13 protein-coding genes and 1 tRNA gene are annotated in these 14,665 nt (G+C 63.7%); 11 read left to right on the top strand and 3 right to left on the bottom strand.

What is annotated here, in order from left to right:
• Positions 1-161 precede the first annotated feature (161 nt).
• The 11 genes from gyrA (at position 162) to KFF05_10345 (ending at position 12,174) form a co-directional block, all read left to right on the top strand.
• Entirely contained in the window at positions 162-2,942 is a 2,781-nt protein-coding gene (gyrA, locus tag KFF05_10395) for a DNA gyrase subunit A (protein UTW53673.1), read from the top strand.
• Positions 2,942-3,460, top strand: a complete 519-nt coding sequence (coaD, locus tag KFF05_10390; GenBank protein UTW50375.1) for a pantetheine-phosphate adenylyltransferase — start codon at positions 2,942-2,944, stop codon at positions 3,458-3,460. Before gyrA ends, coaD begins: the two co-directional genes overlap by 1 nt.
• A gap of 132 nt (positions 3,461-3,592) precedes the next feature.
• A tRNA-Lys gene (locus KFF05_10385) sits at positions 3,593-3,668 on the top strand.
• A gap of 206 nt (positions 3,669-3,874) precedes the next feature.
• On the top strand, positions 3,875-5,071 hold the full coding sequence (locus KFF05_10380; protein ID UTW50374.1) for an NnrS family protein: 1,197 nt from the start codon (positions 3,875-3,877) through the stop codon (positions 5,069-5,071).
• 245 nt (positions 5,072-5,316) lie between these two features.
• A complete protein-coding gene (locus KFF05_10375; protein UTW50373.1) occupies positions 5,317-6,174 on the top strand; it encodes a branched-chain amino acid ABC transporter permease in 858 nt (285 codons plus the stop codon).
• Complete coding sequence (locus tag KFF05_10370) at positions 6,171-7,184, top strand: branched-chain amino acid ABC transporter permease (protein ID UTW50372.1); 1,014 nt, start codon at positions 6,171-6,173, stop codon at positions 7,182-7,184. Before KFF05_10375 ends, KFF05_10370 begins: the two co-directional genes overlap by 4 nt.
• Entirely contained in the window at positions 7,181-7,933 is a 753-nt protein-coding gene (locus tag KFF05_10365; GenBank protein ID UTW50371.1) for an ABC transporter ATP-binding protein, read from the top strand. The genes KFF05_10370 and KFF05_10365 overlap by 4 nt, the downstream gene beginning before the upstream one ends.
• Complete coding sequence (locus KFF05_10360) at positions 7,920-8,624, top strand: ABC transporter ATP-binding protein (GenBank protein UTW50370.1); 705 nt, start codon at positions 7,920-7,922, stop codon at positions 8,622-8,624. The genes KFF05_10365 and KFF05_10360 overlap by 14 nt, the downstream gene beginning before the upstream one ends.
• Before the next feature lie 61 nt (positions 8,625-8,685).
• Positions 8,686-9,999 (top strand): ABC transporter substrate-binding protein, encoded by a 1,314-nt coding sequence (locus KFF05_10355; protein ID UTW50369.1) that lies wholly within the window; start codon positions 8,686-8,688, stop codon positions 9,997-9,999.
• Between the two features lie 114 nt (positions 10,000-10,113).
• The gene (locus KFF05_10350) at positions 10,114-11,160 is read left to right on the top strand and encodes a carbon-nitrogen hydrolase family protein (GenBank protein UTW50368.1); all 1,047 of its coding nucleotides are present in this window, start codon (positions 10,114-10,116) and stop codon (positions 11,158-11,160) included.
• 30 nt (positions 11,161-11,190) lie between these two features.
• Complete coding sequence (locus KFF05_10345) at positions 11,191-12,174, top strand: LysR family transcriptional regulator (protein ID UTW50367.1); 984 nt, start codon at positions 11,191-11,193, stop codon at positions 12,172-12,174.
• Here KFF05_10345 and KFF05_10340 read toward each other — a convergent pair.
• Genes KFF05_10340 through KFF05_10330 form a run of 3 tightly spaced genes read right to left on the bottom strand, consistent with a single transcriptional unit; the run spans position 12,159 to position 14,631 of the window.
• Positions 12,159-12,527: a hypothetical protein gene (locus KFF05_10340; protein ID UTW50366.1), complete on the bottom strand. Its 369-nt coding sequence runs from the start codon at positions 12,525-12,527 to the stop codon at positions 12,159-12,161. The two genes, KFF05_10345 and KFF05_10340, sit on opposite strands and share 16 nt — an antisense overlap.
• Positions 12,524-13,900 (bottom strand): DUF1446 domain-containing protein, encoded by a 1,377-nt coding sequence (locus KFF05_10335; protein UTW50365.1) that lies wholly within the window; start codon positions 13,898-13,900, stop codon positions 12,524-12,526. The genes KFF05_10340 and KFF05_10335 overlap by 4 nt, the downstream gene beginning before the upstream one ends.
• Positions 13,897-14,631, bottom strand: coding sequence for an aldolase (locus KFF05_10330; protein UTW53672.1), 735 nt, complete (start codon positions 14,629-14,631; stop codon positions 13,897-13,899). The genes KFF05_10335 and KFF05_10330 overlap by 4 nt, the downstream gene beginning before the upstream one ends.
• Positions 14,632-14,665 lie beyond the last annotated feature (34 nt).

Raw genomic sequence — 14,665 nt, 5'->3', positions numbered from 1 at the left:
CCGCTGTGTTACCCGGAACCGGATGTGCTGGCCTTTGTGGCCTGTAATTATCTGAAAAATCAGGAAAAATTTCTTTGACACCCCCCGACGATCTGCCGCCAGACGGCGCTGAGCCGCTGCCGCCCGATTCGGACGTAAGTCTTATCGCCATCGAAGACGAAATGCGTTCGTCCTACCTTGATTACGCCATGAGCGTGATCGTCAGCCGGGCGCTGCCGGACGTGCGCGACGGCCTGAAACCGGTGCAGCGGCGCATCCTGTTTTCCATGAAGGAAAACGGCTACGAGGCGGGTAAGCCCTACCGTAAATCCGCGCGTATCGTCGGTGACGTCATGGGTAAGTATCACCCCCATGGCGACCAGGCGATTTACGACGCCATGGTCCGCCTGGCGCAGAATTTCTCCATGCGCCTGCCGCTGGTCGACGGGCAGGGCAACTACGGCTCCATGGACGGCGACCGTGCCGCCGCCATGCGGTATACAGAGGCGCGCCTGGCGCGTTCCGCCCATGCCTTGTTGGAGGATATCGACCGGGAAACGGTGGATTTCCAGCCCAACTACGACGAATCCTCGCGTGAGCCGGTGGTTCTGCCGGCGGGTTTCCCGAACCTTCTGGTCAACGGGGCGGCGGGCATCGCCGTTGGCATGGCGACCAACATTCCGCCCCATAACCTGGGGGAAGTGATCTCGGCCTGTTGCGCCTATATCGACAATCCCGACATCACCATCGACGAGCTGATCGCCAACCATGTGCAGGGCCCGGATTTCCCCACGGGTGCGCAGATTCTCGGCAAGCAGGGCATCCTGTCCGCCTATCACACGGGGCGCGGCTCCGTGGTCGTGCGCGGCAAGACCTCGATCGAGGAAATCCGCAAGGACCGTTTCGCCATTATCGTTCACGAGGTTCCCTATCAGGTGAACAAGGCGCGCATGATCGAGATCATGGCCGAGGCCGTGCGCGACAAGAAGATCGAGGGCATTTCCGACCTGCGCGACGAGTCCGACCGCGACGGCGTGCGCGTGGTCGTCGAGATCAAGCGCGACGCCGAGCCAGAGGTCGTGCTGGCCCAGTTGTACCGCTTCACGCCGCTGCAGACGTCGTTCGGCGTCAATATGCTGGCCCTGGACCAGGGCCGGCCGAAGATGATGAACCTGAAGGACATCATCGTCGCCTTCGTCGCCTTCCGCGAAGAAGTCATCCGCCGGCGCACGATCTTTGAATTGGCCAAGGCGCGGGAACGGGCCCACGTGTTGGTTGGCTTGGCCGTCGCCGTGGTCAACATCGACGAAGTCATCGCCCTGATCCGCGCCGCCAAGGATCCGCAGACGGCGCGCGAGCAGTTGATGGCCCGCGATTGGCCGGCTGACGAGATCGAACCCATGATCCGCCTACTGGACGAGCCCGGCCGCGCCGTGGTCGACGGCGTTTACAAGCTGTCGGAGGAACAGGCCCGGGCGATCCTGGAACTGCGCCTGCACCGCCTGACCGGGTTGGAGCGGGACAAGATCGGCGGCGACCTGAAGGAACTGGGTGCCCAGATCAGCCATTACCTGGAACTGCTCGCCTCGCGCGAAATGCTGTTCAAGCTGTTGCGCGACGAACTGGTCGAAATGAGCGAGAAGTTCGCCGACCCCCGGCGGACGACGCTGGAAGACGACGAGTTCGAACATGACCTCGAGGATCTGATCCAGCGCGAGGACATGGTCGTCACCGTGACCAACGCGGGCTATGTGAAGCGCGTGCCGCTGTCGACCTACCGCGCGCAGCGGCGCGGCGGCAAGGGGCGGTCGGGCATGGCGACCCGCGACGAGGATTTCGTCAGCCAGGTGTTCGTCGCCAATACGCACACGCCCATGCTGTTCTTCTCTTCCGCGGGCATGGTCTACAAGATGAAGGTGTATCGCTTGCCCGTCGGCACGCCGCAGGCGCGCGGCAAGGCGTTCATCAACCTGCTGCCGCTGAAAGAGGGCGAGACGATTTCCACCGTCATGCCGCTGCCCGAGGACGAGGAAACCTGGGGCGATCTGTTCGTGATGTTCGCCACGGCGTCCGGCTATGTGCGGCGGAATGCGTTGTCCGATTTCACGGATGTGCGCTCCAACGGCAAGATCGCCATGAAGTTCGAAGGCGATTATGCGGAGGACAAGTTGGTCCGTGTGCGTGTCTGTACGGAAGACGACGATATTCTGCTGTCGGCCGCCGGCGGCAAGTGCATCCGCTTCCCCGTTCCCGACGTGCGGGTATTCTCCGGCCGTTCGTCCCACGGCGTGCGCGGCATGCGCCTGCCCAAGGGGGACGAACTGATCGCGCTTTCCGTGGTCCGCCATGTGAAGGTCGACACGGAAGATCGCGACGCCTATCTGCAGGCCCGCAACGCGGCCCGGCGCCTGAAGTCCGGCGATTATTCGGAGCGGCCCGAGGACAAGGCCCGTGACGAGGAACTGGCGGCCCGTCTGGAAGAACCCAAGTTCGCTGAAATGGTCGAGAACGACCAGTTCATCCTGACCTTGACCGATGACGGCTACGGCAAGCGCACGTCCGCCTATGAGTACCGGATTTCCGGGCGCGGCGGGCAGGGGGTCGGCAACATCAACGTGGAACGCGCGGGCAAGCCCGACGCCCGCGTGGTCGCCGCCTTCGGCGTGCTGGAGGAAGACCAGCTTGTCATGGTGTCCAACGGCGGCCAGATCATCCGCGTGCCCGTGGATGGCATTTCCATCTATTCGCGGTCATCGCGCGGTGTGCGGGTGTTCAATACGGCAGAGGACGAACACGTGGTCTCCGTGTCGCGTCTGCGCGATGTGCAGGACGATGGCGAAGACGACGACGACCTGGAAGACGGCGAGGGCGAAACCGCCGAACCGTCCGATTCCGCGCCGGAAGAAGCATCAGCCGATGCCCCGGACGATTCTCCCGAGGCCCCTGAAGAGGAGCAGCCCTGATGCCAGGTCATCGCGGCGTTTACCCCGGCACCTTTGACCCGGTGACCAAGGGACATATGGACATCATCACGCGGGGGGGCCGGGTGGTAGACGAACTGGTCGTCGCCGTCGCCGTCAACGCGGGCAAGGGGCCTTTGTTCACGCTTGAGGAACGGGTCGCCATGTTGGAGGCCGAAATCGCGGCCCTCGACCCCGGGATCGCGGCGCGGGTCGAGGTAAAGCCCTTCGACAATCTGCTGATGGAATTCGTCGGTCAGGTTGGCGCATCGCTCATCGTTCGCGGGCTGCGCGCCGTGTCCGATTTCGAATACGAATTCCAGATGGCGGGCATGAACGCCCGCCTCAATCCCAAGGTTGAAACCGTGTTCCTTATGGCGTCGGAACGCCATCAGTTCATTTCGTCCCGGTTCGTCAAGGAAATCGGCTCCCTCGGCGGCGATGTCGGCCATTTCGTCTCGCCGACGGTCAAGGAACAGCTGATGGTGCGCTTCGCGGAGCGCAAGAACGCGGCCGACTGACGCCTATCCGCCCGGGCGTCGTGCGAAAACCTGGAAAAAAGCGGTATACAGCGTTGACCTAGGGGCCTTTGGCCCGTAATTTCCCGCCTGCCTTGCCGGGCACCGCCCGGTGAAGGCCCCGAAAACCGATATGCGCGCTTAGCTCAGTTGGTAGAGCAACTGACTTTTAATCAGTAGGTCGCAGGTTCGATCCCTGCAGCGCGTACCATCCTCCCCCCGAGATCCCGGAAAATTGACGGCGCGGCTTGAGATTCATCAAGTCGCGGCCCGCCGACCTGCGCCATAGTCGCAGTCGTGGCGGCGTTCGTCTTCAACTTGAACTTGCGGTCGGCGAAGGCCACATGATCGGCGCAGGCGGGGCATGACAGTCCAACGGGCCCCGCGGGCGCCCGTTGGCAAGCGAGGAGACGCAACATGGCCATCAGGATCGCGAATTCGGAAGCCATCCCACGGTACGCGGAATGGTCCGGTCCGGCATTGTTCAAGCAAGGGTTTCGGCCGTTCTTCCTGGCGGCGGGGCTGTCGGCGGTGGTTTACGTCGCGTTATGGGTTGCCGTTCTGTCCGGTGACATCGCGGTTCGCACGGTCTTTCCGGCTGTTCAATGGCATGCCCATGAAATGACGTTCGGCGTTATCGCCGCCGTGGTGACCGGGTTTCTGTTGACCGCCATTCCCAACTGGACCGGGCGGATGCCGCTGCAGGGCTGGGGGCTGATCGCCCTGTTCGGGCTGTGGCTGGCCGGGCGTGCGGCGGTGGCCTACAGCGCGGTCCTTGGCGTGCTGCCCGCCGCGATGATCGACGGCGCGTTTCTGCCCGCCTTGATGGCGGTGGCGCTCCGCGAAATTCTTGCCGGGCGCAACTGGCGCAACCTGCCGATTGTCGGTGCGGTCGGTGTTCTGGCGGTCGCCAACGGCCTGGTTCATGCCGAGGCGGCGGGCGTGGCATTGCCCGACGGAATCGGTGCGCGCCTGGGTGTTGCCGTGATCGTCATGCTGATCTGCCTGGTCGGGGGGCGAATCATCCCCAGTTTCACGGGTAATTGGTTGGCGAAGAACCGACCCGATATCGCGCGACCGACGCCGTTCGGCGGATTCGACCGTGGCGTGTTATTGGCGACCCTGGTCGCCCTGGCGGGCTGGGTCGCCGTGCCGGATCACGCGGTGACGGCCTATGTCCTTTTGGCCGCCGGCGGACTGCATGTCATCCGGCTGGGGCGTTGGAAGGGCGCGGCCTGCCTGCGGGATCCCCTGGTCTGGAGCCTGCATGCCGGATACATCTGGATTCCGGTTGGACTTCTATTTATGGGGGCGGCCGGGTTTGCCGACGATATTCCGCAAACGGCGGGTCTGCATGCCCTGACGGCAGGCGCCATGGGCGGCATGGTGCTGGCCGTGATGACCCGGGCGACCCTGGGGCATACGGGTCGCGCACTGGCCGCCGACGGTGCCACGGCGGCTGTCTATATCTTCGTGTTCCTGGCCGCGGCGACCCGAGTCCTGGCGCCCTTTGCGGGCGATTATCACCTGATGCTGACCCTGTCGGGGGGTCTTTGGTGCGCGGCATTTACCCTGTTTGTCCTTCGTTACGGGGCGATCCTGTGCGGCAAATAACCGCCCGGTAGCGCCGATCGTCGGCTTGGGTCGCGGAAAATACTTCCTTAATTCCAATGGCTTGTCCTGCGTTGCGGCTTTTTATGACCTGTGCGCGAATACATAGCTATGATCTCTGAAAGAGATATCTGATTATTTTTGCACAGATACGTGCAAAAATTTCGAATTGCCGTTCAAATTAATTCAAGGCACCGTTTCCGTAACACGCACCAAAAAACGGGTGTTCACAAGGGGGCCAACACGGCATGGAACTTGTCATCGCACTTGGGATGAACGGCATCGTTTGGGGGCTGATCATCGCACTGATCGCCCTGGGGCTGTCGATCATCTTCGGGCTTCTCGACATCATCAACATCGCGCACGGCGATTTCTTCATGGTCGGCACGGTTCTGGCCTGGTTCGTGTTCGATACAACGGGCAACTACTGGCTGGCATTCGCCATCGTGCCGATCCTGGGCTTCGCCATCGGCGCCGTGATCGAATACACGGTGATCCAACCGATCAAGAATGCGGCGGCGCTGTCCATCGTCGCGACCTTCGGGTTGTCGATCATCCTGCAGGAAAGCGTACGGGCGACCTTCGGCGCGACGCCGGCTCGCCTGACGGCCCCCATCGAGGAAACGGTGCCGCTGTTCGGCCTGGAATATGAGGTCTACCGCCTGTTTGCGGCTCTGTTGTCGATCGCCGCCATCGGCTGTTTCTTCCTGTTCCTGCACCGCACCAAGCTGGGCACCTGGATGCGCGCCGTGCGCTTCGATCCGGAAACGGCAACGGCCATGGGCATCCCGGCCCGCCGTGTCTACATGGTGACCTTCGCCATCGGCTTCGCCATGGCATCCCTCGGCGGCGTCGTCGCGGGCCCGATCACCACCGTCGATTTCCAGGCCGGTGTCGATATCCTGCCGTTCTGCTTCATGGCCGTCATCATCGGCGGCCTCGGCAATCTGGAGGGCACCGTCGCGGCGGCGGTCATGCTCGCCTTCTTCGAAGGGGTGATGGCCAGCTTCACGGACCCGACCCTGGCCCGCATCGGCTCGCTCTGCCTGATGAGCGCCGTTCTGCTGGTCCGTCCGCACGGTATCTTCTCGGGGTCGACCCGATGACGGCGGCGGCAATCAATCGTCTGGGGCTTGTCGTGGTGGCCCTGCTGACCCTCACGGCGCCGTGGTTCCTGCCGTTCCTGGTCGACAGCTTCTGGGTCGATATCTACGCCGAGATGCTGATCTGGTCGTTGCTGGCGGCCAGCGTGAACCTGCTGTTCGGCTATGTCGGTCTGCTGTCCTTTGGTCAGGCCCTGTTCTTCGGCATGGGCATGTACGGGGTCGCCATCGGCGTGGCCAAGCTGGGGCTGGGCTTCTGGCCCGCCTTCGGGCTCGGCATCGTCATGGCGACGGCCATGGCCGTGGTCGCGGGGGCGCTCGCCGTGCGCCTGACCTGGCATTACTTCGCGATCATCACCGTCGTGTTCTCGCTGATCTTCTATTTCGCGGCCCTGTCGTGGAAGCCGCTGACCGGCGGCGACGACGGCCTGTCGTTCACCATGCCGCCGATCGTCAGCATCGGCGAGTGGGAACTGTCGCTGACCGACCCCACGATTCAGTACTACTTCATCATCACCGTCGTCGGCATCTGCTATGCACTGATGGGGGTGATCCTGAAAAGCCCGCTTGGTTCGGCCTTTCGCGCGGTCAAGGAAAACGACCATCGCGCCGCGCTGATCGGGCTCAACGTCTATCTGATCCGCCTGACCGCCTTCGTCATCGCCGGCTTCATCGCCGGGACCGCGGGGGCGCTGTTCGCCTTCTTCGGCCGCTACGCCTCGGCCTCCTACATGTTCTATCACGTGTCGGGGGAGGCCGTAGTCTGGGCCATCATCGGCGGGGCGGGCACGCTGCTTGGTCCCGTGGTCGGGACCTCGCTGCTGATCGTCCTGCGTGAAGAATTGTCCCACGCCTGGGAACACTATCTGATCCTGGTCGGCATCATCGTCATTCTGGTCGTGATCTTCGCGCCCAAGGGCCTGGGCGGCCTGTGGCAGGCCCTGGTCCGCCGCATCGCGCGCCCGGAAACGCCCCCACCTAGTACCGATGCGAAAGGGGAGGACAAGCCATGACCGCGACCCCGATCCTGGAAATCGACGGCATCGAGAAACATTTTGGCGGATTGGCCGCATTGGGCGGTGTTCATGCCACGGTCGACAGCGGCAAGCTGACGGCGGTCATCGGCCCCAACGGGGCGGGCAAGACGACGCTGTTCAATGTCGTCACCGGCATTCTGACCCCATCGGCCGGCGCCATCCGCTTCATGGGCCAGGACATCACGGACTGCTCCGTGCATGAGATCAGCCGCCTGGGTCTGGCGCGCACGCTGCAGATCAAAAGCGTGTTTCACGGCATGACCGTGCGCGAGAATCTATGGATCGCGGCGCAATCCCGCCTTGGTGTGTTCCGGCCGTTCACCGCCATGAAGGCCTGCCGGGCGGCGAACGAGCGGGCGGATGCCTTGCTTGAGGAACTGCAATTGACCCATCTGGCAGGGCAGGAGGCCGCCAACCTGTCCTACGGTGACGTGGCGCTGCTGGAAATCGGCATCGCGCTGGCGACCGAACCGAAACTGTTGCTGCTGGACGAACCGATCTGCGGCATGGGCCCGGCCGAGACGGAACGTACCGTCGAGAAAATCCGCGAACTGTCCAAGCGCATCGACATCGTGATCATCGAACACGACATCGAGGTCGTGTTCGACATTTCCGACGACATCATCGTCATGGCGCTGGGCACCGTGCTGGCGCGCGGCACACCGGCCGAGATTTCCGAAAACGCCGACGTCCGCGCGGCCTACCTGGGGGATGACGATGCTTGAGCTGAACGCCGTCCACGCCCATTACGGCAAGGTCCACGTCCTGCAAGGGACGTCGCTGCAGGTGCAATCCGGCGAAGCGGTCGGGCTCCTGGGTCGCAACGGCGTGGGCAAGACGACGACCCTGAAAACCATCATGGGCCTTGTCAAGGCGACCGGCGGCGAGATCATATTCGACGGCCGCAACCTGACCGATATCGCACCGCATACCATTCCCGGCACCGGGATCGGTTATGTGCCGCAGGGGCGGGGCATTTTTCCCTCGTTGTCCGTGAAGGAGAACCTGGAGATCGGACTGACCAAGGCGCCGCCGTCGCAGGTCTTTGATTATGTGTTCGACCGTTTTCCCCGCCTCAAGGAACGCCTGAGCCAGCCGGGCGGAACGCTATCCGGCGGTGAGCAGCAGATGCTCGCCATCGCGCGCTGCCTCGTCATGCAACCCAGGCTGCTGATCCTGGACGAGCCGACCGAGGGCATCATGCCGATCCTGGTCCAGGACATCCGCCGCGAGATCAAGGCGGTCAACGACGCCGGCATGTCGATCCTGCTGGTCGAGCAGAACATCAAGACGGCACTCCGTCTGTGCTCTCGCATCTACATCATGGAGAAGGGGGCCGTCGTGCATCAGGCCACCGCCCAGGACCTTAAAGACGATAAGGAGACCCTGCACCGATATCTCGGGGTCACCGTTTAACAACCGCCGATGAAGGCGGGGCTTCACGACGATCCGTCACAACCCAGCTGGAGACAGAAAAATGACCAAAGACGTGAAATCGAAGCCGGCCAAGGCGCCCCGTTCGGGCCAGACCCGGCGATCCTTCCTGCAGACCGCCCTGGCGGGCGGTGCTGCCGCGACGACGGCTTATTTCGGGATTACCCATAACGCCTTCGCCAAGGCATCGGGCCCCATCGTGATCGGCCATCAGTGCGAACTGACCGGCGGGTTTTCATCCTGGGGGTACTGGCATGACAAATGCGCCCAGGCGGCAGTCAAGGTGATCAATGAAGGCGGCGGCATCGCCGGGCGCAAGGTCGAACTGGCCGTCGCCGACACGGAATCGAACCCGGCCGCAGGTGCCCGCAAGTTGCGCTCGCTGATTCAGCGGCAGAAGGCGTCGTTCGTCGTCGGCTCCGTCCACTCGGGCATCATGCTGGCCTCGATCCCCATCGCCACGGAATTGAAGACGCCCTATTTCTCGGCCGGTGAGGCGACCGAGGCGACGGGCTCCAAGGGCTCGCGCTACAGCTTCCGTACCGGTACCGACACGTATGCCCTGGCCGCTGCCGGGGTGCCCTGGGCGATGGAAAATCTGGGCAAGAACTGGACCATGATCTTCCCCGATTACGCCTGGGGCCATAGCCATCACCAGGAACACCGCAAGCTGATCGAAGCCGCCGGCGGCAAGGTCAACGACCCGATCGCCGTGCCGCTCGGCACCAAGGATCTGGTGCCCTACCTGGCGCGCATTCCGGAAGAAACGGAAGTCCTGTTCTCGGTGTTCTTCGGCGCCTTGTCGGTCGCATTCTACACGCAGTCCAAGTCCATGCGCCTGGACGAAAAGATGAAGATGTATTCCGTGTCCGGGACGATCGAGGCGATCGACCCCCGCGACATCAATGGCGCCACCGAAGGGGTCTACTTCCTCGAGAATTTCCCGCGTCCGCTGGAATTCAAGAACGACGAATACCACGCCAAGTTCATCGAGATGATGGGCGTCGATCCGGTCTATGCGAAGGAAGAAAGCTCCGGCAAGGTCATGGCCAAAAGCCACGCTTGGCAGAGCTACGAAAACTTCTTCGCGCTCAAGGCCGCCATCGAGGCCTCAGGCTGGCAGAGCGACAAGGATACGCCCGGTGTGATCGAAGCGCTCGAAGGTCTGAAGATGGAGAACTCCCTGGCCCATCCGCAGGGCTCGAAGATCCTGCGCGCCGAAGACCACAGCGGCATGATCGACTGCTACATGAGCCGCGTCGAAGACTCCAAGTTCGTCCTCAAAAAGCGCATTCCCCGCGAGGACCTGATGGCGAAATTGCCGCCGCGCTACGACTTCCGCACGCACAAGCTCTAGTCCACGCCTGCGGTACCTGAAACCCCGCAAGGGGCCGGCCGTCTCTACCTGCGTTTTTCTCCCCGCGCCACAGGGAGACGGCCGGCGCACCCTTGCGACAACACGAGACCGATTATGAACCAGAAAATCACGGTCGCGGCGGCCCATTTGGCGCCGGTCTACCTCGATGCTCGCGCAACCGTCGACAAGGTTTGCGACTACATCCACAAGGCGGCGGCGGAAGGAGTGCAGTTGATCGCCTTTCCGGAATCCTTCGTGCCCGGATTTCCCGTGTGGCCGGCGCTGGCGGCGCCGATCCATAACCACGACCTGTTCAAACGGTTCGTCAGCCAGTCGATCCGCGTGCCGGGGCCGGAGATTTTGAAGATCTGCTCGGCGGCACGCGACACGGGCATGATCGTGTCGATCGGCATCAGCGAGTCCACGGACCGCAGCGTCGGCTGCATCTGGAACACCAATCTGCTGATCGGTGCCGACGGCTCGATCCTCAACCATCACCGAAAGCTGGTCCCCACGTTCTATGAAAAGCTGGTGTGGTCGAACGGCGACGGGGCGGGCCTGCGTGTGGTCGATACGCCGCTTGGCCGTGTCGGCGCGCTGATTTGCGGCGAAAATACGAACCCGCTTGCACGCTTCAGCCTGATCGCCCAGGGCGAACAGATTCATATTTCCAGTTACCCGCCCGTATGGCCGACCCATGAGCCGTCGGCCAACGACCGCTACGACCTGGCATCGGCCAACCGCATCCGCGCGGCGGCCCATTCGTTTGAGGGCAAGGTGTTCAACATCGTCTGCGCCGCGCGCCTGGACGACACAGCCTACGAGATCATTTCCCAAATCAACGGCGATGCGCTGCGCATCGTCAAGGAATCGCCCCCGGGTGTGTCCATGATCGTCGGGCCCAGCGGCCTGGCCATCACCGAAAGTTCGAAGGACGAGGATCAATTGTTGATCGAGCAGATTGATCTGGACGACTGCATCGTGCCCAAACAGTTCCATGACGTGTCCGGCTACTACAACCGCTACGACGTGTTCGGGCTGACCGTGCGGCGGCGCGATCAGGCGCCGGCCCAGTTCGACGATATCGGCGGGGAAGGGCGCGCCGTCCCGTTTGCGGCCCTCGAAGCCGGCGCTCTGGAGGACGAGGCCGCGGCGGGGTAAAGTTTCCCTCCATTCTAGGAGAACCGTCCCGTGACCAAGCCGGAACCTAAACCGCGCGCCTATGCTTCGGAGCTGTCCCGCTTTGACTGGGACGACATTGCGTTGTTCCTGGCCTTGGTGCGTCACCGCTCTCTCAGCCATGCGGCGCGGTCGCTGTCGCTGACCCATTCCACCGTCGGGCGGCGGATCAAGACGCTGGAGGCGGCGCTGGGCGCCAAGCTGTTCGAGCGCACCCCGGGCGGCTTCCTGCTGACCGACAGGGGCGAGGACCTGCTGCGCGAGGCCGAGGGCATCGAGGCCCATATCGCCCAGATCGCCACGACCTTCAGCGGCGAGACGGCCGAAGTCAGGGGCACCATCCGCGTGGCGACCATGGAAGCCCTCGGCAGTCTGTATCTGGCGCCCCGCATGTTGGCGCTTTATGAACAGCATCCGTCGATAAACGTGGAACTGGTCACGGCCTCCCACTGGGTCAACCTGTCGAAGCGCGAGGCCGATGTTCTGATCAGCTTTCCCCGGCCGAGCGGCCATCGCATCACCAGCGAAAAGATCGGCGAGTTCGCGTTGTTCCTTTACGCGTCCAAGGACTACCTGGACCGCTACGGCCGCCCGCAGACGATCGAAGACCTGAAAAATCACCGGTTCATCGACTATATCGACGAATTGGTGGCGATCCCGGCGGTGCGGTGGATGTCGGACGTGCTGCGCGACCAGAACATCGTGTTCCGTTCGACCAGCCTGGTTGCCCAGTATCACGCGGCGGCGGCGGGCATGGGCATTTCCATGCAGCCGACCTTCGTCGCCGATCAGGACCCGCGCCTGGAACGGGTGCTGGGGGACCGCCTGTGTGTGAAGCGTGATTTCTGGCTCAGCATGCACGATGATCTGGAACACATTCCGCGCATCCGCAACGTGCATAGTTTCCTGAAGACCTTGATCCAGGACAACGCGGAATTCCTCAACGGCGGGCTTGACGCGGCAGCCGCCATAAATCTGGATCAGTCGGCCAGATAGCGCGACCCCGCCGGCACGCAGCTTCGCGGCACCGTGACCTCGATCTCACCCAGCAGCAGGAACGACAAGGTCTTGCCGTGCAGGTCCTGGGTCAGGGCGGAATTGACGCCGCCTTCGAGCGCGTCGTCGATGACGAAATTCAGCGCGTTCAGGTTCGCCAATTCATAACGCGTGACCTGGGTCGCGCCCTTGTGGCGGAACAGGTCCAGCACCTTCTGTTCCGTCACCTGATCGCGAAGAAAGGCGAAGGCGTCGGGCAGGTAGGCAACGACGGAGATGTTGGACCGGTTGCCCTTGTCACCGGCGCGGCCGTGGGCCACGGCGTGAAGGGGAAGGGTTAGCGTATCGCTCATGCCGTCACCTCTTCGGCTTTTGCCTGGGCCTCGACCGGGCCGCGCGGCACCAGGACGGAGGCCGTGTTGACCTGCCCGGTGATCGAGCAGCGATAGCCGCCGCCCCCCGCCGGGCCGGGGCAGAACAGGCTCAGCACTTCGTCGTTCACGTATTGCGCCGTCGCCTTGTCGTCCGTGCGCACGGCGGCGCGTAGGCGGTATTCGCCATCCAGGGGCATATTGGCGCCGCGCTGGCGGTCCGACGCGTCGTTGTCGAAGGCGGCTCCGGCGCCCACGATTTCGACCCGCACGGGGTCTTTGACGCCGCGGCTGGCCAAGCGCTTGCGCACGATGTCGGCGGCAAGGTTGGCGCGGGCGAGCGCATTGGGCCCGGCATAGGTCAATTCAGCCTCGCCCAGCCAGCCGCCGTCGGCGGAGACGGTGACTTTCAGTGTGTCCGGCGGCGGATGGCCCTTGGCGCCCAGGACGCGCACCCGGTCCTTGCCGTCGTCGGCCAGGGTCACGCCGGTGACGTCCAGCGCCACGTCCGGCGTCAGATAAGCCGCCGGGTCGTGCATTTCGTAAAGGATCTGTTCCGTCACCGTGGCCTTGGTCACCAGCCCGCCCGTGTTCTCGGCCTTGGTGATGACGATGGTGCCGTCGGCACCGATCTCGCCGATGGGGAACCCCAGTTCGTCCATGCCCGGCACGTCCTTGAACCCGGGGTCACAGAAATATCCGCCCGTGACCTGACCACCGCATTCCAGCAAATGCCCCGCCAAGGTGCCGGCGGCGAGGCGGTCCCAATCGTCTTCCGCCCAGCCGAATTCATGGATCAGCGGACCCAGAACCAAGGCCGCGTCCGTCGTGCGTCCGACCAGCACCACGTCCGTGCCGAGGGTCAAGGCCTCAGCCACGGGCCGCGCCCCCAGATAGGCGTTCGCAGCGACGATTTCCTTGCCGTCGATGGTCACGCCTTCGATGGTCGGCAGGCCGGCAACGTCCTCGGCGGTCATGAAGCCCAACAGGTCGTCGCCCAGCACCACGGCGACGCGCAGGCCTTCGATGCCGAGCTCCTTCGCGATCTCCAGGGTCTTGCGGGCGCCGCCCAGCGGGTTGGCGTTGCCCAGGTTGGCGACGATACGCACGCCGGCGTCCTTAGCGGCCTTCAGCACGCCGCGCAGGTAGGGTTCCAGATAAGGTGAATAGCCCAATTCCGGGTTGCGCATCTTGATACGCTGGGCGATGGCGAGCGTCCGTTCCCCCATGACCTCGAAGATCAGGTATTTCGGGCCGTCACGCCGGGCCAGGGTTTCGACCACGGGCAGGCCCGCGTCGATGCGGTCGCCGGCGAAGCCGGCGCCGGAGCCGATGTAAACCGTCTGTGTGGTCATGCGTCCGATACTCCCCGTGCCGCGGCGTTGGCGCCGTCCAGCATGAAGGCATGTTCCGAAGCAATGAAGAACATGGTCACGCCGAGCGCCTTGAGGTCCGCCGCCCAGCTGGCGTTGGGGGCGAAGGTGATCAGGCATTTGCCGTGTTTCTGCGCCGCTTCGCCGACGCGCTTGATCGCGGCGCGAACTTTGGGGGCGGCCGGATCGGTCAGGCCGTAGCACACCGCCAGGTCGGCGGGACCGACGAACAAGCCGTCGATGCCCTCGACGGCGGCGATGGCGTCAATTTCGTCGACACCCTCCGGTTCCTCGATCTGAGCGATGACGACGGTCTCCTTGCGGCTTTGTTCCAGAACTTCAGGCATGGAGCGGGTCGCGTATCCGGCCCAGCGGGTCGAGCCGGCATAGCCGCGTCCGCCGTGTCCGAAGCGGGCGGCGCGGGCGATGGCCTCGGCTTTGGCGGCGCTGTCGATGTGCGGCACGATCACGCCGGTTGCCCCGCTGTCGAGCACCGTGAGAATGGTGCCGGGCGTGCCGTCGTGCGTCCGCACCAGAACGGGGAAGTCCATGGCCCGGGCGATGCCGAGACAGGCGTCGATCGACCCCCGGTCGAACGGCGCGTGTTCCGCATCAAGGGCGATCATGTCGAAGTCCGACATGGCCAAAACCTCGACCAACTGAAATGCCGGCGTCTTCAGAAACGTTCCGGTCAGAACGTCGCCACGCAACATGCGGTCGCGAAGTGACTCTTTCAAGGTACAGCCC

The sequence above is a fragment of the bacterium SCSIO 12827 genome (assembly GCA_024397995.1).
Classification (GTDB): Bacteria; Pseudomonadota; Alphaproteobacteria; order Rhodospirillales; family Casp-alpha2; genus UBA1479.
Note: the sequence above shows the minus strand (reverse complement) of the source record. Positions and strands in the feature narration are given on the sequence as shown.